General features: G+C 69.7%; 17 protein-coding genes, 1 rRNA gene and 1 pseudogene. 9 read left to right on the top strand and 10 right to left on the bottom strand.

Annotated elements, in window-relative coordinates; genetic code table 11:
• Positions 1–248 precede the first annotated feature (248 nt).
• Together GWK25_RS14870 and GWK25_RS14865 are read right to left on the bottom strand one after the other, a co-directional pair.
• A 16S ribosomal RNA gene (locus tag GWK25_RS14870) occupies positions 249–1,774 on the bottom strand.
• 542 nt (positions 1,775–2,316) lie between these two features.
• A complete protein-coding gene (locus GWK25_RS14865; RefSeq protein ID WP_215450708.1) occupies positions 2,317–2,958 on the bottom strand; it encodes a DNA-3-methyladenine glycosylase in 642 nt (213 codons plus the stop codon).
• 211 nt (positions 2,959–3,169) lie between these two features.
• On the opposite strand from GWK25_RS14865, the gene GWK25_RS14860 reads away from it, so the two are divergent.
• The 3 genes from GWK25_RS14860 to GWK25_RS14850 all read left to right on the top strand — a co-directional run bounded on the left by GWK25_RS14860 (position 3,170) and on the right by GWK25_RS14850 (position 5,203).
• The gene (locus GWK25_RS14860) at positions 3,170–3,952 is read left to right on the top strand and encodes a sporulation protein (RefSeq protein ID WP_215450707.1); all 783 of its coding nucleotides are present in this window, start codon (positions 3,170–3,172) and stop codon (positions 3,950–3,952) included.
• A 53-nt stretch (positions 3,953–4,005) separates the two neighbouring features.
• Entirely contained in the window at positions 4,006–4,545 is a 540-nt protein-coding gene (locus GWK25_RS14855; protein ID WP_215450706.1) for a YbhB/YbcL family Raf kinase inhibitor-like protein, read from the top strand.
• A gap of 151 nt (positions 4,546–4,696) precedes the next feature.
• Positions 4,697–5,203, top strand: a complete 507-nt coding sequence (locus tag GWK25_RS14850) for an HNH endonuclease (protein WP_033529234.1) — start codon at positions 4,697–4,699, stop codon at positions 5,201–5,203.
• 140 nt (positions 5,204–5,343) lie between these two features.
• On the opposite strand, the gene GWK25_RS14845 is transcribed toward GWK25_RS14850, so the two are convergent.
• From GWK25_RS14845 to GWK25_RS14835, 3 genes are all read right to left on the bottom strand, one after another.
• Positions 5,344–6,291: an SPFH domain-containing protein gene (locus GWK25_RS14845; RefSeq protein WP_033529233.1), complete on the bottom strand. Its 948-nt coding sequence runs from the start codon at positions 6,289–6,291 to the stop codon at positions 5,344–5,346.
• Between the two features lie 175 nt (positions 6,292–6,466).
• Positions 6,467–6,898: an NfeD family protein gene (locus GWK25_RS14840; RefSeq protein ID WP_184895828.1), complete on the bottom strand. Its 432-nt coding sequence runs from the start codon at positions 6,896–6,898 to the stop codon at positions 6,467–6,469.
• 145 nt (positions 6,899–7,043) lie between these two features.
• Positions 7,044–7,835: an ABC transporter ATP-binding protein gene (locus tag GWK25_RS14835; protein WP_215450705.1), complete on the bottom strand. Its 792-nt coding sequence runs from the start codon at positions 7,833–7,835 to the stop codon at positions 7,044–7,046.
• Between the two features lie 149 nt (positions 7,836–7,984).
• On the opposite strand from GWK25_RS14835, the gene GWK25_RS14830 reads away from it, so the two are divergent.
• Positions 7,985–8,770, top strand: a complete 786-nt coding sequence (locus GWK25_RS14830) for a hypothetical protein (protein ID WP_215450704.1) — start codon at positions 7,985–7,987, stop codon at positions 8,768–8,770.
• Positions 8,771–8,952: 182 nt separating this feature from the next.
• Here the strand turns inward: GWK25_RS14830 and GWK25_RS14825 are convergent, their stop codons facing one another.
• The 4 genes from GWK25_RS14825 to GWK25_RS14810 form a co-directional block, all read right to left on the bottom strand.
• Complete coding sequence (locus GWK25_RS14825) at positions 8,953–9,192, bottom strand: chaplin (RefSeq protein WP_215450703.1); 240 nt, start codon at positions 9,190–9,192, stop codon at positions 8,953–8,955.
• A 226-nt stretch (positions 9,193–9,418) separates the two neighbouring features.
• On the bottom strand, positions 9,419–9,667 hold the full coding sequence (chpE, locus tag GWK25_RS14820; protein WP_033529228.1) for a chaplin ChpE: 249 nt from the start codon (positions 9,665–9,667) through the stop codon (positions 9,419–9,421).
• A gap of 157 nt (positions 9,668–9,824) precedes the next feature.
• Positions 9,825–10,466 (bottom strand): response regulator transcription factor, encoded by a 642-nt coding sequence (locus GWK25_RS14815; protein ID WP_215450702.1) that lies wholly within the window; start codon positions 10,464–10,466, stop codon positions 9,825–9,827.
• Complete coding sequence (locus GWK25_RS14810; protein ID WP_215450701.1) at positions 10,459–11,604, bottom strand: GAF domain-containing sensor histidine kinase; 1,146 nt, start codon at positions 11,602–11,604, stop codon at positions 10,459–10,461. The genes GWK25_RS14815 and GWK25_RS14810 overlap by 8 nt, the downstream gene beginning before the upstream one ends.
• A gap of 284 nt (positions 11,605–11,888) precedes the next feature.
• On the opposite strand from GWK25_RS14810, the gene GWK25_RS14805 reads away from it, so the two are divergent.
• The 3 genes from GWK25_RS14805 to GWK25_RS14795 all read left to right on the top strand — a co-directional run bounded on the left by GWK25_RS14805 (position 11,889) and on the right by GWK25_RS14795 (position 14,636).
• Positions 11,889–12,584, top strand: coding sequence for an SDR family oxidoreductase (locus tag GWK25_RS14805; RefSeq protein ID WP_215450699.1), 696 nt, complete (start codon positions 11,889–11,891; stop codon positions 12,582–12,584).
• Positions 12,581–13,642, top strand: a complete 1,062-nt coding sequence (locus GWK25_RS14800; protein WP_215450697.1) for an S-adenosylmethionine:tRNA ribosyltransferase-isomerase — start codon at positions 12,581–12,583, stop codon at positions 13,640–13,642. The genes GWK25_RS14805 and GWK25_RS14800 overlap by 4 nt, the downstream gene beginning before the upstream one ends.
• Positions 13,643–13,967: 325 nt before the next feature.
• Positions 13,968–14,636: a transglycosylase SLT domain-containing protein gene (locus GWK25_RS14795; protein WP_215450696.1), complete on the top strand. Its 669-nt coding sequence runs from the start codon at positions 13,968–13,970 to the stop codon at positions 14,634–14,636.
• A gap of 79 nt (positions 14,637–14,715) precedes the next feature.
• Here GWK25_RS14795 and GWK25_RS14790 read toward each other — a convergent pair whose 3' ends face one another.
• Positions 14,716–17,235, bottom strand: coding sequence for an FHA domain-containing protein (locus GWK25_RS14790; RefSeq protein ID WP_215450694.1), 2,520 nt, complete (start codon positions 17,233–17,235; stop codon positions 14,716–14,718).
• A gap of 241 nt (positions 17,236–17,476) precedes the next feature.
• Here GWK25_RS14790 and GWK25_RS14785 point away from each other — a divergent pair.
• Positions 17,477–18,811 (top strand): annotated as a pseudogene (locus GWK25_RS14785) (streptophobe family protein); the annotation flags it as partial.
• A 406-nt stretch (positions 18,812–19,217) separates the two neighbouring features.
• A complete protein-coding gene (locus tag GWK25_RS14780; protein ID WP_215450692.1) occupies positions 19,218–21,089 on the top strand; it encodes a sialidase family protein in 1,872 nt (623 codons plus the stop codon).
• The last annotated feature ends 3 nt before the right edge of the window (positions 21,090–21,092 follow it).

Genomic DNA, 21,092 nt, shown 5'->3' with positions numbered 1-21,092 from the left:
CACACCACCTACATGGTGCTTCACCGGGGCCGGCAACTGAAGGAAAGTTCATTCCCTCAGACACCCAACAGCGTGCCCGACCAGATTCCGTCCGGAGATCATGTTTTCCACGCTCTTGCGAGCAGTACTAACAGCCTCCGGCCCGTGAAACCGGCCGAATAATCAACGTTCCACCCATGAGCAACCACCGTCGGACGTTCGCCGACGTTGTGGCCCTGGATCTCTTGCGAGATCTAGATGCTCCTTAGAAAGGAGGTGATCCAGCCGCACCTTCCGGTACGGCTACCTTGTTACGACTTCGTCCCAATCGCCAGTCCCACCTTCGACAGCTCCCTCCCTTGCGGGTTGGGCCACCGGCTTCGGGTGTTACCGACTTTCGTGACGTGACGGGCGGTGTGTACAAGGCCCGGGAACGTATTCACCGCAGCACTGCTGATCTGCGATTACTAGCAACTCCGACTTCATGGGGTCGAGTTGCAGACCCCAATCCGAACTGAGACAGGCTTTTTGAGATTCGCTCCGCCTCACGGCTTCGCAGCTCATTGTACCTGCCATTGTAGCACGTGTGCAGCCCAAGACATAAGGGGCATGATGACTTGACGTCGTCCCCACCTTCCTCCGAGTTGACCCCGGCAGTCTCCTGTGAGTCCCCATCACCCCGAAGGGCATGCTGGCAACACAGAACAAGGGTTGCGCTCGTTGCGGGACTTAACCCAACATCTCACGACACGAGCTGACGACAGCCATGCACCACCTGTACACCGACCACAAGGGGGCGACCATCTCTGGCCGTTTCCGGTGTATGTCAAGCCTTGGTAAGGTTCTTCGCGTTGCGTCGAATTAAGCCACATGCTCCGCTGCTTGTGCGGGCCCCCGTCAATTCCTTTGAGTTTTAGCCTTGCGGCCGTACTCCCCAGGCGGGGAACTTAATGCGTTAGCTGCGGCACCGACGACGTGGAATGTCGCCAACACCTAGTTCCCACCGTTTACGGCGTGGACTACCAGGGTATCTAATCCTGTTCGCTCCCCACGCTTTCGCTCCTCAGCGTCAGTAATGGCCCAGAGATCCGCCTTCGCCACCGGTGTTCCTCCTGATATCTGCGCATTTCACCGCTACACCAGGAATTCCGATCTCCCCTACCACACTCTAGTCTGCCCGTATCGAATGCAGACCCGGGGTTAAGCCCCGGGCTTTCACATCCGACGCGACAGACCGCCTACGAGCTCTTTACGCCCAATAATTCCGGACAACGCTCGCGCCCTACGTATTACCGCGGCTGCTGGCACGTAGTTAGCCGGCGCTTCTTCTGCAGGTACCGTCACTTTCGCTTCTTCCCTGCTGAAAGAGGTTTACAACCCGAAGGCCGTCATCCCTCACGCGGCGTCGCTGCATCAGGCTTTCGCCCATTGTGCAATATTCCCCACTGCTGCCTCCCGTAGGAGTCTGGGCCGTGTCTCAGTCCCAGTGTGGCCGGTCGCCCTCTCAGGCCGGCTACCCGTCGTCGCCTTGGTGAGCCGTTACCTCACCAACAAGCTGATAGGCCGCGGGCTCATCCTTCACCGCCGGAGCTTTCCACCACCAAGAGATGCCCCTAGTGGTTGTATCCGGTATTAGACCCCGTTTCCAGGGCTTGTCCCAGAGTGAAGGGCAGATTGCCCACGTGTTACTCACCCGTTCGCCACTAATCCCCACCGAAGTGGTTCATCGTTCGACTTGCATGTGTTAAGCACGCCGCCAGCGTTCGTCCTGAGCCAGGATCAAACTCTCCGTGAATGTGTACCCGTAATCGGGTGCAAACCACGAGAGCGGAACCACCGGAGGAATAGTCCGATGGTTCACAGCGTCCTCGCTGTGTTTGTTTCAAAGGAACCTCGTCCCAGCTGATGCTGGAGACGGGGTATCAACATATCTGGCGTTGATTTTTGGCACGCTGTTGAGTTCTCAAGGAACGGACGCTTCCTTTGTACTCACCCGAGTTGCTCTCGGGCTTTCCTCCGGGCAGTTTCCCTTCGGCCTTGCTGTCTTGCGTTTCCGACTCTATCAGATCGTTTTCCGATCCGATTCCCTGTCGGCGGGATTTGCCTTTCGGCTGCCTATTGGCCTCGTGGTTTCCCTGCGGCCTTTCGACATTCACTACGTTAGCCGATTCCCTCGGCAACTCATAATTGAGTGGTGCGGGCTGGAATCAGGGCATGCCTAATTCGCCCCCGCCGAGGGGATGTCGTAGGTAGTGGGTTGGCCGCTCTCGGCTGCTGGCTGATCGCCGTAACCGGTTCAAGCGGCTCGGGCTACGTTACGGATCGCCCAGGGGCGAGTCAAGTTGAGCGCCGGCGGGGGACGTGGGCCCGATAAGGGCTGACCGTCGGGTCGTTGGCGATCCAGAAGCGCCAGGGGTGGACACCACCGTCGCCGGAGACTCCGGTGCGGGGGCCGCTCACTACCTGGTCAGAGCTGACCGGAGTACCCGTCAGGACGGTCAGGGGCGTGGGCTCGGGGGCGCAGGCGTCCGTGCCGTCCAGGGCTCGGTCCACCTCCAGGGCCGTAGCCAGCCGGGCCGGCCCTTTGGCCAGTTCCTTGTCATTTCGGGCTGAGATTCGACGTTTGCGAGCGAGGTCGACGCCCTCGGTGATCTCGCCGGCGCGCAGCAGGACCGCGCTCGCCCGGCCCTCCGGGCCGCAGACGAGGTTCATGCAGTGCCACATGCCGTAGGTGAAGTAGACGTACACGTGTCCGGGCGGGCCGAACATCACGCCGTTGCGGGCCGTGCGGCCGCGGTAGGCGTGGGAGCCGGGGTCGTTCGCACCGTCGTAGGCCTCGACCTCCGTGAGACGGAGTTCGATCGGGCCCTCCGGCGTGGTGCGGACGAGGACGCGCCCGAGGAGGTCCGGCGCCACCTCCAGTACGGGGCGGTCGAAGAACTCGCGGGCGAGGGGCGTACGGTCGGGGCTCGCGATCATGGCGTACGAGCGTAGTCCAGACGGGTGCGTGCCGACGGGTGGCGTGGGGGCGTCCTCCTTGGAAGGGTGAAGGAGCTGGAGGACGCGGAACCGGGCGTCGTCGGTTTGCGTTTGTAGTGATCAAGGCTCCGCGCCACGCAGAGCGATCCACACCACAGAGAACACAGAACCACGCAGATACGCAGGCTTTCGCCTGACGGGAGGAACAGACATGGGGTTCAAGCGGCTGCTCGCGAGCCTGGGAGCCGGTGGCGCTTCGGTCGAGACGGTGTTGACCGAGATCAACGTCGTCCCGGGCGGGGTCGTCCAGGGTGAGGTGCGGATCCAGGGCGGCTCCGTGGACCAGCAGATCGAGGCGCTGTCCGTCGGGCTGCAGGCCAAGGTCGAGGTCGAGGGTCAGGACGCGGAGTACAAGCAGGACATCGAGTTCACCAAACAGCGGCTCGGTGGCGCCTTCGAGCTGAAGGCCGAGGCCGTCCACGTGGTGCCGTTCGGGCTGGAGATCCCGTGGGAGACGCCGATCACCACCATCCAGGGGCAGCCGCTGCCCGGGATGCACATCGGTGTGACCACCGAGCTGGAGATCGCGCGCGCGGTCGACTCCGGTGACCTGGACCCCATCAACGTGCACCCGCTGCCCGCGCAGCAGGCTCTCCTGGACGCCTTCATCCAGCTGGGCTTCCGCTTCAAGAACGCGGACATGGAGCGCGGTCACATCCGGGGGACCCGGCAGAAGCTGCCGTTCTACCAGGAGATCGAGTTCTACCCGCCGCAGCAGTACCACGGCCTGAACCAGGTGGAGCTGAGCTTCGTCGCCGACGAGCGCGAGATGGACGTCGTGCTGGAGATGGACAAGAAGCCGGGTCTGTTCAGCGAGGGCAGCGACTCGTTCCGCTCCTTCAGGGTGGGTCTGCACGACTACCAGGGCACGGACTGGGCGGCGTACCTCAACCAGTGGCTGTCCGAGGTCGGCAGCAAGCGCAGCTGGTTCTAGGCTCGGTACCACCGGAACCACACCCACCCCCGGATCCATCAGGAGGTATCCAGGTGACCGAGCCGAAGAGGCCGCCGCTCCCCCACGATTTCCACCCGGTCGTGCCGTCCTTCACGGTCGCGAGCGAGGACGTCGAGGCGGGTTCCACGCTCAAGGACGCCCAGGTCTACGCGGAGGGGAACACCTCGCCGCAGCTGCGCTGGGAGGGCTTCCCGCCGGAGACCAAGAGCTTCGCCGTGACGTGCTACGACCCGGACGCCCCGACGGGGAGCGGGTTCTGGCACTGGGTCGTGTTCGACATCCCGGCGTCGGTGACGGAGTTGCCGACGGGAGCCGGCTCGGGGAAGTTCGAGGGACTGCCCGAGGGAGCCGTCCACGCGCGCAACGACTACGGGACGAAGGACTTCGGCGGAGCCGCGCCGCCGCCCGGCGATCCGGCGCACCGGTACGTGTTCACGGTGTACGCCGTGGACCAGGAGAAGCTCGGTCCGGATTCGGACGCCTCTCCCGCGGTGGTCGGGTTCAACCTGCGGTTCCACACCCTGGCCCGCGCCCAACTCATCGGTGAGTACGCCGCCGTGGCGGAAAAGTAACGAAGCCGGACGTTCATTGAACGTTTGCCCGTCTCTGGTCTTGGAAGTGATCAGAGACGGGCATTTTTTATTGCGTTGTCCATCTCGGCGTGCCCGGCCAGAGTTGATCCAAGCCCGCCGGGGGGTGGGCTGGCACAGGAGGTGGGCTGGAATGCGGGACACGCTGGTACTGAACGCGAGCTTCGAGCCGCTGTCGACGGTGACGCTCAACCGAGCCGTCGTGCTGGTGCTGCAGGACAAGGCCGTCGTCGAGCAGACCCACCCCGAGCTGCGCATGCGCGGAGCCGCGGTCGACATACCGGCGCCCCGGGTGATCAGACTCTGCAGGTACGTGAGGGTGCCGTTCCGAAGACAAGCGCCGTGGTCGAGGCGGGGAGTGCTGGTACGGGACAGGCACAGGTGCGCGTACTGCGGCCGTCGGGCGACGACCGTGGACCACGTGGTGCCGCGGTCGCGGGGCGGTGGGGACACCTGGCTGAACACGGTGGCGTCTTGCGCCGAGGACAACCACCGCAAGGCGGACCGGACTCCGGAGCAGGCGGGGATGCCGTTGCTGCGGCAGCCGTTCGAGCCGACGCCGGCCGATGCGATGCTGCTGTCGCTGGGCCACGATGACTTCGATGCGCTGCCCGCCTGGCTCTCGCAGGGAGCCGCGTAACGCCGTTGGGCCTGTGGTTCGTTGCGGGCTGCGGGTGCGTCGTGGCTTTTCGCGCAGTTCCCCGCGCCCCTAAAAGCCAGAAGACAAAGACGTGGGCCCACCCTCTTCTTCGAGGGTGGGCCTGATGTCGTGTGCTCCGGTCAGTCGATCGCCGGCTTCTCGCGGCGTTCGCCGTTGCCGTCGGTGGGGCGGGGGACGGTCGGGCCGCCGCCCAGGTTGCCGAAGTTGCCCATGGCGCCGGAGAGACCCTTGAGGGCGTCGCCGATCTCGCTGGGGACGATCCAGAGCTTGTTGGCGTCGCCTTCGGCGATCTTCGGGAGCATCTGGAGGTACTGGTAGGACAGGAGCTTCTGGTCCGGGTCACCGGCGTGGATGGCCTCGAAGACCGTACGCACGGCCTGGGCCTCGCCCTCTGCCCGCAGGGCGGCGGCCTTGGCCTCACCTTCCGCGCGCAGGATCTGGGACTGCTTCTCACCCTCGGCGGTGAGGATGGCCGCCTGACGCGTACCTTCGGCGGTGAGGATCGCGGCGCGCTTGTCACGGTCGGCGCGCATCTGCTTCTCCATCGAGTCCTGGATGGAGGTGGGCGGCTCGATCGCCTTCAGCTCGACGCGGTTGACGCGGATGCCCCACTTGCCGGTGGCCTCGTCGAGGACGCCGCGCAGGGCCGCGTTGATCTCCTCGCGGGAGGTCAGGGTCCGCTCCAGGTCCATGCCACCGATGATGTTGCGCAGGGTGGTGACGGTGAGCTGCTCGATCGCCTGGATGTAGCTGGCGACCTCGTAGGTCGCGGCGCGGGCGTCGGTGACCTGGTAGTAGATGACCGTGTCGATGTTCACGACCAGGTTGTCCTGGGTGATCACCGGCTGCGGTGGGAACGGCACGACCTGTTCGCGCAGGTCGATGCGGTTGCGGATGGAGTCGATGAACGGGACCACGATGTTGAGGCCCGCGTTGAGTGTGCGCGTGTAGCGGCCGAACCGCTCGACGATGGCCGCGCTGGCCTGTGGGATCACCTGGATGGTCTTGATCAGGGCGATGAAGACCAACACCACCAGAATGATCAGGACGATGATGATCGGTTCCATCGTTCGCTCCCCGAGCCCTTCTCCGCCGTGTCGCTGCCTGAAGATCTTGAAGTCCTCAAGATCCTATGCCTGTCGAGGCCGTTGAAGATCTTGTGGTCGAGTCTGGCAGAACACCGCCTGCCCGGTGGGGCGTTCACGCCATAGCGTCATCGCCTCGTGACCACGTCGTGCGAGGTCACATGACGATCGCCGTGGCCCCCTCGATCTCGACGACGTCCACTTCCTGGCCCACTTCGAAAGCCTGGCCGGTGTCGAGCGCCCGGGCGGACCAGACCTCTCCGCCCAGCTTGATGCGGCCGCCCGCGCCGTCGACCCGTTCCAGGACGACGGCGTGTTTGCCCTTCAACGCGTCGATCCCGGTGGCGAGTTGCGGCCGCTGCGATCTGTGCCGGGCCGCGATGGGCCGGACGACGGCGATGAGCGCGACGGAGACGATCGCGAAGACGACGACCTGGAGCACGACCCCACCGCCCAGCCCCGCGACCACGGCCCCGGCGACCGCGCCCAGGGCGAGCATTCCCAACTCGGGCATCGCGGTCACGACGAGGGCGATCCCGAGCCCGGCCGCGCCGATCAGCCACCACACCCATGCGTCGATGCTGTCCACATCGGCAATGGTAGAACCGCGATCGGGCCGCCGAACAGAGCGCACGGTCAAAGATCGCGTACAGAGGGCTCCCAAGTCGGTTGCGCCGGGGCCGTGTTGTGGCCCCGGCGCGTCCGTCCGGCGGAAGCCGGGAGGGAGTTGGAGGTCAGGTGAGCGGCAGGCCGTGGGCGGTCCAGCGCTCGCCGAGCTGGTCGACGACGAGCGGGAGACCGAAGCAGAGGGAGAGGTTGCGGGAGGTGAGTTCCAGCTCCAGGGGGCCCGCGGCGAGGACCTTGCCCTGACGGATCATCAGGACGTGGGTGAAGCCCGGGGGGATCTCCTCGACGTGGTGGGTGACCATGATCATGGAGGGGGCGATCGGGTCGCGGGCCAGGCGGCCGAGGCGGCGTACGAGGTCCTCGCGGCCGCCGAGGTCGAGGCCGGCGGCGGGCTCGTCGAGGAGGAGCAGCTCGGGGTCGGCCATCAGGGCTCGGGCGATGAGGGTGCGCTTTCGCTCGCCCTCGGAGAGGGTGCCGAACTTGCGGTCGACGTACTCGGTCATGCCGAGGCGGTCGAGGAAGGCGCGGGCGCGCAGCTCGTCGACCTCCTCGTAGTCCTCGTTCCAGGTGGCCGTCATGCCGTACGCGGCGGTCAGCACGGTCTGCAGGACGGTCTGGCGCCGGGGGAGCTTCTCCGCCATGGCGATGCCGGCCATGCCGATGCGCGGGCGCAGGTCGAAGACGTCGACCTTGCCGAGGGTGTCGCCGAGGATCGTGGCGGTGCCCTTGCTGGGGTAGAGGTAGCTGGACGCGATGTTCAGGAGGGTGGTCTTGCCCGCGCCGTTCGGGCCGAGGATGGCCCAGCGCTCGCCCTCCTTGACCGACCAGGAGACCTGGTCCACCAGAGCCCGGCCCTCGCGGACCACGGATACGTCCTCCAGCTCCAGAACATCGCTCATGAGCGCGCTGTCTCCCCTTGCAGTGTCGGCCTGTCTCGGCTGTCGCGTACGCCTGTGGTTGGAGCCACCGCCGGGTGGGCGCAGCCCATAGGGAAATCTACGCCACCGGTCGGGCCACCCATCGCCTCGGTCGTCCTTAGGGTGGGGGCATGCTCTCCGAACCACGCTCAGGACGCCTCGCCTCATGGGGAAATGCCCTTCTTGCCGGACTTGTCTCACCGGATGACGCCGTGCTCGCGATCGTCGGGGAGGACGCGGTGCACCGGGTGGAGGGGTTGCCCCGCGAGTCGGGGCCCGTCGGGCTGACGCTCGGCCTGGGGCGGTTGCGGGCGCTCGGGGTGACCGGGTTGCGGGTCGCGCTGCCGGCGCCGGGGCATCCGTTGGGGCTGAGCGGTCCGCCGGAGTTCAACAAGCGGGCGTTGGAGGCGGAGGAGGCGGTCGTCTGCCACGGCGGTGCGCTCGGGCTGGTGCCGGAGGTGTCCACGGTGGGGCCCGAGGGCGACGAGCACGTCGAGGTCGTCTGGCACTGTCTGGAGGTACGGGAGGCGCCGCCGGCCGATGTGCCCTCGCTCGGGGAGGCCGAACGGGAGCTGGCGGAGGCGCTGCGGGAGGCGACGGCGGTGCTGTCGCGACTGGACGTGGCGGCCTCGGGGCCGGTGGCGGAGGCGGCGATCGACGCGTACCGGGCTCGGGCCGAGCAGGGGCGGGAGGTGTTGGCGCCCGGGTACCCGCCGCGTGCGGTACGGGTGCTGGAGCTGGCGCAGCGCATCGGGCTGCTGATCTCCGTGGCGTTCGAGAACGGGCACGGTGGGGCGGTGAGCGCGTCGGAGATGGCGTCGCGGACTGCCGCACTGCGGCCGGTGGAGCGGACGGCCCGGCGGGCGCAGGTGGCGGCGTACAACGCGTTCGTGGAGGAGCGGGAGCGGGGGCGGTAGTAACGGCGAGTGTCGGCCCTTGGTTGTGCGTTGCCCGGCGGCTGCGGCCGGGCGGGGCAGGGTTTCGCTCACCGGCGCTTGCCGGGTGCCGCCTGTGCCCCACCCTTCCCCCATCGCCCCAGCGGCACGACTGCCCGCAGCTGGGACGGACGGACGGCCGCTGGGCCGGGCGCGGCGGAGGGTCAGTGGTTGGCGCTGACGTTGCCGAACGTCGGGTTGAGCGCGGCGACGAGGTTGGCGCTGAGGCCCGTGACCGTGACGGGTACGTCGAGGGGGACCTGGACGTCGAGGCCGGAGGCGACGCCCGGAGAGCCCACGGCGGCGCTGTCGGCGACCGAGTCGGCGACGGCGGCACCGGACGAGGCGCCCGCGGCGAGACCGGCGGCGGTGACGGTCAGGGCGGCCTTCTTGGCGAAGTTCATGAGCTGCGTTCCTCCTGCGTCGTACGGGTCCGGCCCGCCCGCGGGCCGTGCGCTGATCAACGCGGGGCTGATCCGCGGTGGTACGCGCGAGCGACGGGAAGGGCCCCTTCGGCGCATTGGGGCGATGGAACGACTACACGACGAAAACGACTCCGGACGAAACCTGACCGGCCTTCCAGGGAGTGCCTGGAAGGCCGGTGGTCACGAGTGCTCCGGGGCGGGAACGTCAGTGGTTGACACCCAGGTTGCCGAAGGCCGGGTTCAGGATGCCGACGACGTTCACGCTGTTGCCGACCGCGTTCACGGGGATGTGGACCGGGGCCTGGATGACGTTGCCCGAGACGACGCCCGGCGAGCCGATGGCCTTGCCGTCGGCGTGCGCCCCGCCGTCGGTGGCGGAGGCCATACCGGCGCCGGCGGCGACGAGGCCACCGGCCACCATCGTGACAGCGGCGGCCTTCTTCAGGTTCTTCACTTTGAGCCCTTCCTTGCGATCACTGCGGCGGTCGCACGCAGCACGCACTGAAGAACGCCGGGGCTCCCGGCAGGATGCGCCACCCGGTGGACATACACCCGACAGTATGAATCTCAGCCCGGAGTGGAACCCTCCGTGTTGCCGGACAATCCGCACATCATCCGGTCACACCATGGCGTACCGCCCACAGTGCGGCCTGGGTGCGGTCCGCCAGATCGAGCTTCATGAGGATGTTCGAGACGTGGGTCTTCACCGTCTTCTCGGACAGCACCAGCGCACGGGCTATCTCGCGGTTGGAGCGGCCGTCGGCGATCAGGCCCAGCACCTCGCGCTCCCGCTCGGTCAGCGAACCGCCTCTCCCCTGCCCGGAGTTGGCCTCCTCCTGGGACAACAGGGCGTCGGCGACCTCCGGCTGCAGGAGGATGTGCCCGGCGTGCACCGAGCGGATGGCGCCGGCCAGGGCGTCGGGGTCGACGTCCTTGTAGACGTACCCGGCGGCTCCGGCGCGCAGGGCGGGGACGACCGTGCGCTGCTCGGTGAAGCTGGTGACGATGAGCACGCGCGCGGGATTGTCGAGTTCGCGGAGTCTGCGGAGGGCCTCGACGCCGTCCATGCCGGGCATCTTGACGTCCATGAGGACGACGTCGGGTCTCAGCTCCTCGGCGCGGGCGACGCCTTCGGCGCCGTCGGCGGCCTCGCCCACGACCTCGATGTCGTCCTGCACCTCCAGGAAGGTGCGCAGACCGCGGCGGACCACTTGGTGGTCGTCCACGAGGAGCACCTTGATCGCGTCAGCCACCGGGGACCTCCATCTCGATGGTCGTGCCCTTGCCGGGCGCCGATTCCACGGCCAGCCTGCCGCCGACCCCGCTCGCCCGGTCACGCATGGAGACCAGGCCGAGGTGGCGTCCCGCGCGGCGTACGGCCTGGGGGTCGAAGCCGTCGCCGTCGTCGGTGACCCGCAGGACGGCTCCGCCGCCGTGCCGGTCCAGCGTGACGTCGACCCGCTTCGCCCCCGAGTGCCGCAGGGCGTTGTGCAGGGCCTCCTGGGCGACGCGCAGCATGGCTTCCTCCTGGGCCGCGGGCAGCGCGCGGGCGCCGCGGCCGGAGAAGGTGACGTGGGCGCTGTGGGCGCGGTCCAGGACGTGGACCTGGGTGCGCAGGGTGGCGGCCAGGCCGTCCTCGTCGAGCCCGGCGGGGCGGAGTTCGACGACGGCGGCGCGCAGTTCGTCCGCGGCTTCGGCGGCGAGGGCGGCGACCTGCTGGAGTTCGCCCTTGGCGCGGGAGGGGTCGCGGTCGACCAGGGCGGCGGCGGCCTGGGCGGTCAGGCGCAGGGAGAACAGCTTCTGGCTGACGGCGTCGTGGAGCTCGTGGGCGAGCCGGGAGCGTTCCTCGGCGATGGTCAGCTCGCGGCTGCGCTCGTAGAGGCGGGCGTTGGTCAGGGCGATGGCGGCGTGCTGGGCGAGGATCGACAGCAGTTCCTCGTCCTCCTCGGTGAAGCCGCAGCCGCCCTCGGGCTTGGGGCACCGCTTGTTGGCGAGGAAGAGGGCGCCGATGACCTCGTCGCCGTCGCGGATGGGCAGGCCCAGGAAGTCGATCAGGTCGGGGTGGGCGCTGGGCCAGCCCTCGAAGCGGGGGTCCTTGCGAACGTCGGCCAGGCGCTCGGGGGTGGCCTGGTGGAGCATCGCGGCGAGGATGCCGTGCTGACGCGGCAGCGGGCCGATGGCCTTCCACTGTGCGTCGCTGACGCCGTCGACGACGAACTGGGCGAAGCCTCCGTGGTCGTCGGGGACGCCGAGCGCGGCGTACTCCGCGTCCAGCAGCTCACGCGCGGAGGCGACGATCGTCTTGAGGACGTCGCGCACCTCCAGGTGCCTGCTCATGGCCAGCAGGGCACTGCTCACCGCGGCGAGGCCGGACCGTGGACCTTGACTCATGACCTCACCGTACCGGCGGGGTCCGACGGCGCGGATCGGACCGCCGGTGGCCCCACCGGGGCCCTCGGACCTAGGCCCTGGGCCTACGACCGGACCTAGGTCCGGGGGTCCGGGTCCGACGGCCTGCGAACGGTCCTGGATCTCGGGGCCCGGTCCGGTGGCCTAGGGCGAAGGGCCCCGGGGCTCTGCGGCTCGCGTACGAGGCGGCGGGGGCGGTGCGGTTCCTACGTTGGGATCACCGCCGCCGGGTTCGGAGGCGGGCGAGGACGAGGGGACGGTTTGTCATGCCGGTGGCGATCATCACGGGGGCGTCGAAGGGGCTGGGCCGGGCGCTGGGCGCGGCGCTGGCGGAGCGCGGGTGGGATCTGGTGCTCGACGCCAGGACCGCCGGGCCCTTGACGGAGACGGCGGCGGAGCTCTCGGAGCACGGGACGCGGGTGGAGGCCCTCGCGGGGGATGTCACGGACGCCGGGCACCGGGCGGAGCTGGTGGCGGCCGCGCGGGCGCTGGGCGGGGTGGACCTGCTGGTGAACAACGCGAGCGCGCTGGGCGCCGAGCCGCTCGTACGGCTGGAGGAGCTGCCTCTGGACGGGCTGCGGCGGGCGCTGGAGGTGAATGTGGTCGCGGCGCTGGGGCTGGTCCAGGAGGCGCTGCCGCTGCTGCGGGCCTCGGGTGCGGGCGCGGTGATCGACGTCAGTTCGGACGCGGCGGCCGAGGCGTACGCGACGTGGGGCGGGTACGGGGCCTCGAAGGCGGCGCTGGACCAGTTGTCGGCGGTGCTGGCGGAGGAGGAGCCGGGGTTGCGGGTGTGGGCCGTCGACCCCGGGGACATGGCCACGGACCTGTACGCGGCGGCCGTACCGGAGGACGACGAGCCGCGGCCGGCGCCGGCCGGTGTGGTGCCGGCCTTCCTGCGGCTGCTCGACGAGCGGCCGGCCAGTGGCCGCTACGGGGCGCCGTCGCTGCTGGAGGGGCGATGACGACGGTGACGGTGCGGGTGCCGGACGAGCTGCACGCGCGTGTGCCCGCCGAGCAGCGCGGGCCGGGCCTCGACCGGGACGGCGTTCGCCTGCTGGTGTCGCGGGGGACGGAGGTGTCGCACCACGCTTTCGCGGCGCTGCCGGGGCTGCTGTCGGCGGGCGATGTGCTGGTGGTCAACACCTCGCCGACACTGGCGGCGGCGGTGGGCGGAAGGATCGGGCACACGCGCGTGGTCGTGCACTTCTCCACGCGGGGCGACGACGGGCGGTGGGCGGTCGAGCTGCGGGATCCGGACGGGCGCGGCACCACGCGCGCGCGTGCGGGCGGTCCGGCGGGGACGGAGGTGCGGCTGCCCCGCGGCGTTCGGCTGGTCCTGGAGGAGCCCCTGAGCGAGCGGGGGGAACGGTTGTGGTGGGCCCGGGTGTCCTCGTCGGCCGTCGCCGGGCTGCTGCGGGAGCACGGGCGACCCATCCGTTACTCCTACACCGAGCGGGACCAGCCACTGTCCGTGTACCAGACGGTGTTCGCGTTGCCGTCCGAGGACGGGGCGGGCAGTGCGGAGATGCCGAGTGCGGGGCGGCCGTTCACGGCCCGGCTGGTGGCGGAGCTGGTGAGCCGGGGGGTGCTGTTCGCGCCGGTCTCGTTGCACACCGGGGTCGCTTCGGCGGAGGCGCACGAGCCGCCGTACCCGGAGCGGTTCGCGGTGCCCGGGGTCTCGGCGCGGCTGATCAACGCGGCGCGGGCGGGCGAGGGACGGGTCCTGGCGGTGGGGACGACGGCAGTGCGGGCCGCGGAGTCGGCGACCGGGTCCGACGGTGTCGTACGGGCCCGGAAGGGCTGGACGGATCTGGTGGTGACGCCGGAGCGCGGGGTGCGGGCGGTCGACGGGCTGCTGACCGGGCTGCACGAGCCGGAGGCCTCGCACCTGCTGATGCTGGAGGCGGTCGCGGGGCGGGCGGCGATCGACCGCGCGTACGAGGCCGCGGTGGCGGGGCGCTATCTGTGGCACGAGTTCGGGGACGTGCATCTGATCCTGCCGGAGACGGGCCTCACGTAGCGCATTGCGGCAGCAACCGACCGTGAACAAAGCATCCGGGCCATGTGAGGCCCCCCATAGGGCGCACATCACGTACGAAGGCGCCTAGGAGATGCATACGGGCGGTATGAGCGGGAAGGACGGTGCGGTCTGTCCTATTTTGCCGGTTCCCGTACAACTAAGCGGCATCGTACGTCACACCTTTGCCACCCGATTTTGCGGCCGCTAAGAATGGCAACCGTCGCTCGGCGCCGTGGGTCATTCCGCGGCGTTTGTGCTGGAAGAGCTGTGTCCCCCACCCGGCACGCAGAGCGACCTCCGCGCTATTCGAAGAGGTCCCTCACTCATGCTCAAGAACGCCAAGATCCACGGCCACAGTCTCGCGCTGACCAAGACCCACAAGCTCTCGTTCGCGGGAGTGGCCGCCTTCGGCGCCGCCGCCCTCGCGTTCTCGCTGGTGCCGGCCGAGGCTCAGACCGCCACGCAGACGGTGTCCGCGGCTCCGGCGGCGTTCAGCCAGAACCCGGCGCCCGCCGCGAAGGCCAGCGTGACGAACCAGGCCGCCGACGCCGAGAAGAAGGCCGCCGCCGCTGCCGCGAAGAAGAAGGCCGAGCAGGAGCGCGCGAAGAAGGAGGCCGCGAGCCGGTCCGCCAAGCGCGCCGCCCAGCTCAAGGCCGCCGCCGCCAAGACGTACCCGAACAACCTCGACGGCTGGATCCGCGAGGCGCTCGACATCATGAAGAAGCACAAGATCCCGGGCACCTACCACGGCCTGCACAAGAACATCATGCGGGAGTCCTCGGGCAACCCGAACGCCATCAACAACTGGGACATCAACGCCCAGAACGGCGTCCCGTCGATCGGTCTGCTGCAGGTCATCAAGCCGACCTTCGACGCGTACCACGTGCCGGGCACGAAGAAGAGCCAGTACGACCCGGTCGCCAACCTGACGGCCGCCGCGAACTACGCCGCCGACCGCTACGGCTCGATCGACAACGTCAACAGCGCGTACTGAGGCCCGCGCGGGACCTCTGAGAACGCGGAAGGGCGGCACCCGGTTCGGGTGCCGCCCTTCGTACGTCACTGCCCGTGGACTACTTGCGCATGACCTCGGGCTCGTGGCGGCGCAGGAAGCGGGCCACGAGGAAGCCGCAGATCACACCGAGCACGATCAGGGCGATCATGTCGAGGCTGTAGGCGCCGGCCGTGTGGTCCCACAGCGGGTCGGTGTCGCCGGCCTCCTTGGGCGGGCTGATGTTGTTGAAGTCCAGCGTGGCACCGGCGGCGGCGACCGCCCAGCGGGACGGCATCAGGTACGAGAACTCGTTGACGCCGGGGCTGCCGTGCAGGGCGAAGAGGCAGCCGGTGAAGACGACCTGGACGATCGCGAACATGACCAGCAGCGGCATCGTCTTCTCGGCGGTCTTCACCAGCGAGGAGATGACCAGGCCGAACATCATGGACGTGAAGCCGAGCCCCATGATCGGGATGGAGAGCTCGAGCATGACGGCGACCTTGCCCTCGCCGAAGATCAGCGCCTCGTCCGGGATCGTCCGGCTGGAGAACCCGATCGCTCCGACCATGGCGCCCTGGAACACGGTCACCGCACCGAGGACGATGACCTTGGACATCAGGTACGCCGAGCGCGACAGACCGGTGGCCCGCTCCCGCTCGTAGATCACCCGTTCCTTGATCAGCTCTCGGACGGAGTTGGCGGCGCCCGCGAAGCACGCGCCGACCGCGAGGATCAGCAGCACAGTGGTGGCCGTGCCGTTGGGGATGGGCAGGTTCGTCGCCGGGTTGATCTTCCGGACCAGCAGGTCCTTGTCCGGGTCGATGAGCAGGCTCACCGCGCCGAGGACGGCCGGCAGGATCACCGTCAGCGCCAGGAAGCCCTTGTCGGACGCGATGACGGAGACATAGCGCCGGACCAGGGTGCCGAGCTGGGAGAACCAGCCCTGCGGCTTCGGCGGACGCATCGCCTGCGGCGGCGGCATGTGCACCGACTGCGGAGCGACGGCGTCGATGTCCGCGGCGTACATCTGGTAGTGCTGCGAGCCCTTCCAGCGGCCCGCCCAGTCGTAGTCGCGGTAGTTCTCGAAGGCGGAGAAGACGTCGGCCCAGGTCTCGTAGCCGAAGAAGTTCAGGGCCTCCTCGGGCGGACCGAAGTACGCCACCGAGCCGCCCGGAGCCATCACCAGGAGCTTGTCGCAGATGGCCAGCTCGGCCACCGAGTGGGTGACCACCAGGACCGTGCGGCCGTCGTCGGCGAGGCCGCGCAGCAGCTGCATGACGTCACGGTCCATGCCCGGGTCGAGGCCGGAGGTCGGCTCGTCCAGGAAGATCAGCGACGGCTTGGTCAGCAGCTCCAGGGCGACCGAGACTCGCTTGCGCTGGCCGCCGGAGAGGGAGGTGACCTTCTTGTCCTTGTGGATGTCGAGCTTGAGCTCGCGCAGCACCTCGTCGATCCGGGCGTCGCGCTCGGCGGCCGTGGTGTCGGCCGGGAAGCGCAGCTTGGCCGCGTACTTGAGGGCCTTCTTGACGGACAGCTCCTTGTGCAGGATGTCGTCCTGCGGAACCAGCCCGATGCGCTGACGCAGTTCGGCGAACTGCTTGTACAGGTTCCGGTTGTCGTAGAGGACGTCACCCTGGTTGGCCGGGCGGTAGCCCGTGAGCGCCTTCAGCAGGGTGGACTTGCCGGAACCGGACGGGCCGATGACCGCGATGAGCGACTTCTCCGGGACACCGAAGGAGACGTCCTTCAGGATCTGCTTGCCACCGTCGACGGTGACCGTCAGATGGCGTGCGGAGAAGGAGACGTCACCGGTGTCGACGAACTCTTCCAGGCGGTCGCCGACGATACGGAACGTCGAGTGGCCGACACCCACGATGTCGTTCGGCCCGAGGAGGGCCGAACCACCCTTGGCGATCGGCATACCGTTGACGAACGTGCCGTTGTGCGAGCCGAGGTCGCGGATCTCGAAGCGCCCGTCGGGCGTCGCGTGGAACTCTGCGTGGTGACGCGAGACCTGGAGGTCGGAGACCACCAGTTCGTTCTCCAGCGCACGACCGATCCGCATCACCCGGCCGAGGGCCAGCTGGTGGAACGTGGTCGGGCTGCGGTCGCCGTAGACCGGCGGCGCCCCCGCGCCACCACCGGGGCCCTGCTGCGGGAAGCCCTGTTGCTGCGGGACCTGTGCCGCCGGCGGCTGCTGCCAGCCCGCCTGCGACGCCTGCGGCTGCGGGGTCTGCTGGCCGGCGTAACCGGCGCTCGCGCCCTGCGCCGCGTACGGCTGCTGCTGGGGCTGCGCGACGGACGCGGCGGTGCCCGAGAGGCTGAGTCTCGGCCCGTCGGTCGCGTTGCCGAGGTGCACGGCCGAGCCGGGGCCGATTTCCAGCTGGTGGATCCGCTGCCCCTGCACGAAGGTGCCGTTGGTGCTGCCGTGGTCCTCGATCACCCAACTACGGCCGCCGAAGCTGATCGTGGCGTGACGCCAGGACACCCTGGCGTCGTCGAACACGATGTCCCCCTGCGGATCACGTCCGAGGGTATATGCCCTGGACGGATCGAGCGTCCAGGTTTGTCCGTTCAATTCCAGTACGAGTTCCGGCACTCCATGCCCCACTGAGTTGTCCCCCGAATTACCCCCAACACAGGGAGTCTAGGGATGTCGAACATCGGGGGGAACTATTTCAGGCTCGACCCCCTGACCGAAAGTCGGGCCTTGTGAAGAGAACGTAGGAGGGCATCTCCCCGTCCCGTTGACGGGGTTGAAACCGGGCCGGAGAGTGGTAATCCCCCGCGAGGGGGACATCAGCGGTGCAACTCCGCGATGCGGATCGGGGGGTCCGACCATGAGCGACCGGTATGTTGACCATGGCAGGCGTGTGCCGTGGGGGGACGTGGTGTTCTCCGCGATCGCGGCGGTGAGCTGGGCGTTGATCGGCATGGCCGGTGCGGCGGCGCTCGGTCTGCATCTGCTGGACGCCGACGCGGCGGGCCAACTCGGGCCCATGACCGCGGCGGTTGTGGCGCTCGGGGCGGGTGGGTCGGTGACCCCGTCCGGCGATGTGTCCGTGATGGGCCTGGAAGGGGCCCAGGCGACCACCGCCATCGAGATCACGCCACTGGGTGTCAGCCTTGTGGGCGCCCTCCTGCTGTCCTGGTTCTTCCTACGCTCCTTGCGCGGCACGGGAGTTGTCGTCCCGGCCGGCGAACTCCTCGCGCGTGCGGGCGCGGTGCTCGCGCTGTTCGTGGTCCTGATGTGCGGGCTCGCCCGGGCCGGGAACGCGGTCATCACCCTCGACGGCAGCCGCCTCGGCATCGACGAACAGCTGCCGGGCGGCGGCGACCTCGACGACATCGAGATCCCCGGGCTCGGCGACCTCGGCGACCTGGGCGGCGGTCTGCTGCCGGAGCGGCTGGGCGACCTCGCCGCGACCGACGCCGAGGTCGGCTTCACCGTCGACACCGTGCCGACCGTGCTCGGCGGCCTGACCTGGTGCCTCGGCGTGCTGCTCATCGCCCTGCTGGCCTCGCGCCGCACTCCCCTGCCGCCCGGACTCGACTGGATGCACCGGGTCGTACGGCCCGCCGTGTCCGCGATGGTCACGGTCCTCCTGGTGGCGGTCCTGGCCGGGCTGGCCGCGGCGGTGTACGCGGCGGTCGGCGACCCGCACCCGAGGCGGATCGCCGGCGCGGCCCTCCTCGGCGCTCCGAACGGGGTCTGGCTGGGCGTCCCCCTCGGCCTCCTCGTCCCCTGGGACGGCGGCGCGCACGGGGCGCTTGCCGACCTCCTGCCCGACCCGCTGGGGGAACTGCTGCGCGTCGACGCGAGCGAACCCGTCACCCTCGGCCGCCTCGCCGAACTGGACGGACGGCTCTGGCTGCTCGGCCTCGCGGCCGCGCTGATGATGTTGTACGCGGGGGTGCTGACCGCCGTGCGTACGCCGTTCGTACGGGGGCCGGCTGCCGCTGCTGCGGGGGGTGCCTCCGGTGCGGATGCACGGGGTGGGAGCGTGCTCGGCTTCATCGGGCGCTGCGCGCTTCGGCTGGGGGTGGCGACGGCGGTGGCACTGCCGCTGCTCGTGTGGTCGACGCAGGTGTCGGTGGACGCCTCGCTGGCTCTGTTCGGCATCGACGCGTTCGACGCGGGCGTGGAGCTGCGGGGGCGGGCGGCGACGGCGGTGGTGCTGGGCGCGCTGTGGGGTGCCGGGGCCGGGGCCGCCGGAGCGGTGCTGGCCTGCGCGACGCGGGCAGCCGGGCTGCGGGCGTCGCTGTTGGCTCGTGGGGACGGGGGTGCGGGCGGGGCGGCGGGGACCGCCGGGCCCCACGGGGTCGGCACGCCGTCCGGACCGTACACGCCGGCTACGCCGTACCGTCCGCCGAATCCGGACACCAATCCGTACTTGCGACTGCCGGAGGAGCTGCGAAGGGCTCAGGGGGCGCCGGGGGCTCAGGGTTTCCGGGAGCCTGGGGAGTCCGGGGAGTACGGGGAGTACGGGGAGCGTCGCCCGTCCGGGCAGGGGTCGGCGGGGAGGGGCGGCGACGGGTCGGGCGGGGAGGGCCGGGGCACGCAAGGAGGGGGCGGACGGGGTGCGGGGGGCTCCGGGGGCTCCGGGGGCTCCGGGGGCTCCGGGGGCTCCGGGGCTCCGGGGCTCCGGGGCGCCCCAACCCACCCCCACCACGGCCGAGTTCGAGCAGCAGGTCCTCTTCAAGGCCTCCCAGGACCCCGGCTACGCCTGCTTCCGCATCCCGGCGGTCGTCCGGACGACCGCCGGAACCCTGCTCGCCTTCGCCGAGGGCCGCGTCCTGAACTGCGGGGACGCGGCAGACATAGACCTCGTGCTGAAGCGGTCCACGGACGGCGGCCGCACCTGGGGCCCCCTGCAGGTGATCAACGAGGGCGGCGGCGACACCCACGGCAACCCCGCCCCCGTGGTCGACCGCAGGACCGGCCGCATCGTGCTGGCGGAGACCTACAACACCGGCCGCCTCGACAGCGCCAGCTGTGACGTCCCCTGCGACCGCGCCCCGCACCTCCAGTACAGCGACGACGACGGCCTGACCTGGTCCGAGCCGCGCAGCCTGAGCGACCAGATCCGCCCGGCCGACTGGAACTCCTGGTACGCCACCGGCCCCGTGCACGGCATCCAGCTCACCCGGGGCCCTCGCGCCGGGCGTCTCGTGTTCGGCGTCAATGCCGAGACCTGGGCGGACGGCCGGGTCACCGCCAACCACGCGGCGCTCGTGACCAGCGACGACGGCGGGGAGAACTGGCGGATCGGCGCCACGGACACCTGGCCGATCGCGGACGACGGAACGTTCCGCCAGAAGCCGTCGGAGCTGACACTCGCCGAGCGCGCGGACGGCTCGGTGCTGGTCGGCGGGCGCGAGCAGGACGGCACCGACCTGGGCCACCGCAGCCAGACGGTCAGTCGGGACGGCGGCACCACCTTCACCGGCCCCTTCCGGGCGCTCCCGGACCTGTACACGCCCCAGGTGCAGGGCTCCGTGCTCCGCCTCGGGAACCGGATGCTGCTGGCGGCCCCGGCCGACCCCGACCGCCGCCGCACCATGGCGATCCGCTCCTCGTACGACGGCGGGCGCACCTGGGAGAGCGTGGACCGGGGCACGGTCGTCACCACGGACTGGTCCGGCTACTCGGATCTGGTCCGGATCGGCGGCGGCGAGGCAGGCGACGACATCGTCGGGCTGCTGTACGAGGGTGGCGCGGTCGACGCCCGGGACGAGATCCGCTTCGCCCGCTTCACGCAGGACTGGTTGAAGCCCCGCAGGGGCCCGGACCCGACGACGCCGGACACCGCGCCCGGCGGCAGACCGGCGGCTGTCCTCGGGGGCGCCCGGCCCACGGACGGCGTGGCCGGCGGCGCGCTCGGGTTCGACGGCGCGGACGACGCCGTACGGCTGCCGTACCGGTCCCGACTGCCGCTCGGCACCAAGGAGTTCACCGCCTCGCTCTGGTTCCGGTACTCGGCGACCGCCGGGGAGCAGCCGATGCTGTGGATGGGCGGGGTCGGTACCACGCAGCCGCAGGTGTGGCTGCGCGGGGAGCCGGCGTCCGGGCGGCTGACGGGGCTGATCACCGTGCGGGACGGGGCCTCGCCGCCCCGGACCGCCTCCGTGCGCTCCACGGGCGCGTACAACGACGGGGCGTGGCACCGGCTCTTGCTACGGCGCGGTGGCGGGCAGCTCGCCCTCTTCGTCGACGGCACCGCGTTCACCGCCGCCGACGTCCCCGGGTCGGTCAGCCGGAACTCGCCGTTCGGCGTGCACATCGGGCAACGGGTGGACAGCCGGGCGCACTTCACCGGCGCCCTCGACGAAGTACGGGTGTACGACCGGGCGTTGAGCGACGAGGAAGTGGCCGGTCTTTCGCCGGCCGACTCCGCGACGCGGGGCGAGATCCTGCGACTGCCCATGGACCGGGTGGACGCGGGCAACTAACGT

This window comes from Streptomyces sp. ATCC 21386, assembly GCF_018728545.1.
In the GTDB taxonomy this organism is placed as follows: domain Bacteria; phylum Actinomycetota; class Actinomycetes; order Streptomycetales; family Streptomycetaceae; genus Streptomyces.
Note: the sequence above shows the minus strand (reverse complement) of the source record. Positions and strands in the feature narration are given on the sequence as shown.

What these genes read in the sequence shown, in the direction of transcription:
- GWK25_RS14830 (WP_215450704.1), top strand. Translation starts at nt 7,985, where the DNA reads ATGCTCTCCGAACCACGCTCAGGACGCCTCGCCTCATGGGGAAATGCC.
- GWK25_RS14860 (WP_215450707.1), top strand. Translation starts at nt 3,170, where the DNA reads ATGGGGTTCAAGCGGCTGCTCGCGAGCCTGGGAGCCGGTGGCGCTTCG.
- GWK25_RS14845 (WP_033529233.1), bottom strand. Translation starts at nt 6,291, where the DNA reads ATGGAACCGATCATCATCGTCCTGATCATTCTGGTGGTGTTGGTCTTC.
- GWK25_RS14805 (WP_215450699.1), top strand. Translation starts at nt 11,889, where the DNA reads ATGCCGGTGGCGATCATCACGGGGGCGTCGAAGGGGCTGGGCCGGGCG.
- GWK25_RS14835 (WP_215450705.1), bottom strand. Translation starts at nt 7,835, where the DNA reads ATGAGCGATGTTCTGGAGCTGGAGGACGTATCCGTGGTCCGCGAGGGC.
- GWK25_RS14795 (WP_215450696.1), top strand. Translation starts at nt 13,968, where the DNA reads ATGCTCAAGAACGCCAAGATCCACGGCCACAGTCTCGCGCTGACCAAG.
- GWK25_RS14850 (WP_033529234.1), top strand. Translation starts at nt 4,697, where the DNA reads ATGCGGGACACGCTGGTACTGAACGCGAGCTTCGAGCCGCTGTCGACG.
- GWK25_RS14825 (WP_215450703.1), bottom strand. Translation starts at nt 9,192, where the DNA reads ATGAACTTCGCCAAGAAGGCCGCCCTGACCGTCACCGCCGCCGGTCTC.
- GWK25_RS14865 (WP_215450708.1), bottom strand. Translation starts at nt 2,958, where the DNA reads ATGATCGCGAGCCCCGACCGTACGCCCCTCGCCCGCGAGTTCTTCGAC.
- GWK25_RS14800 (WP_215450697.1), top strand. Translation starts at nt 12,581, where the DNA reads ATGACGACGGTGACGGTGCGGGTGCCGGACGAGCTGCACGCGCGTGTG.
- GWK25_RS14810 (WP_215450701.1), bottom strand. Translation starts at nt 11,604, where the DNA reads ATGAGTCAAGGTCCACGGTCCGGCCTCGCCGCGGTGAGCAGTGCCCTG.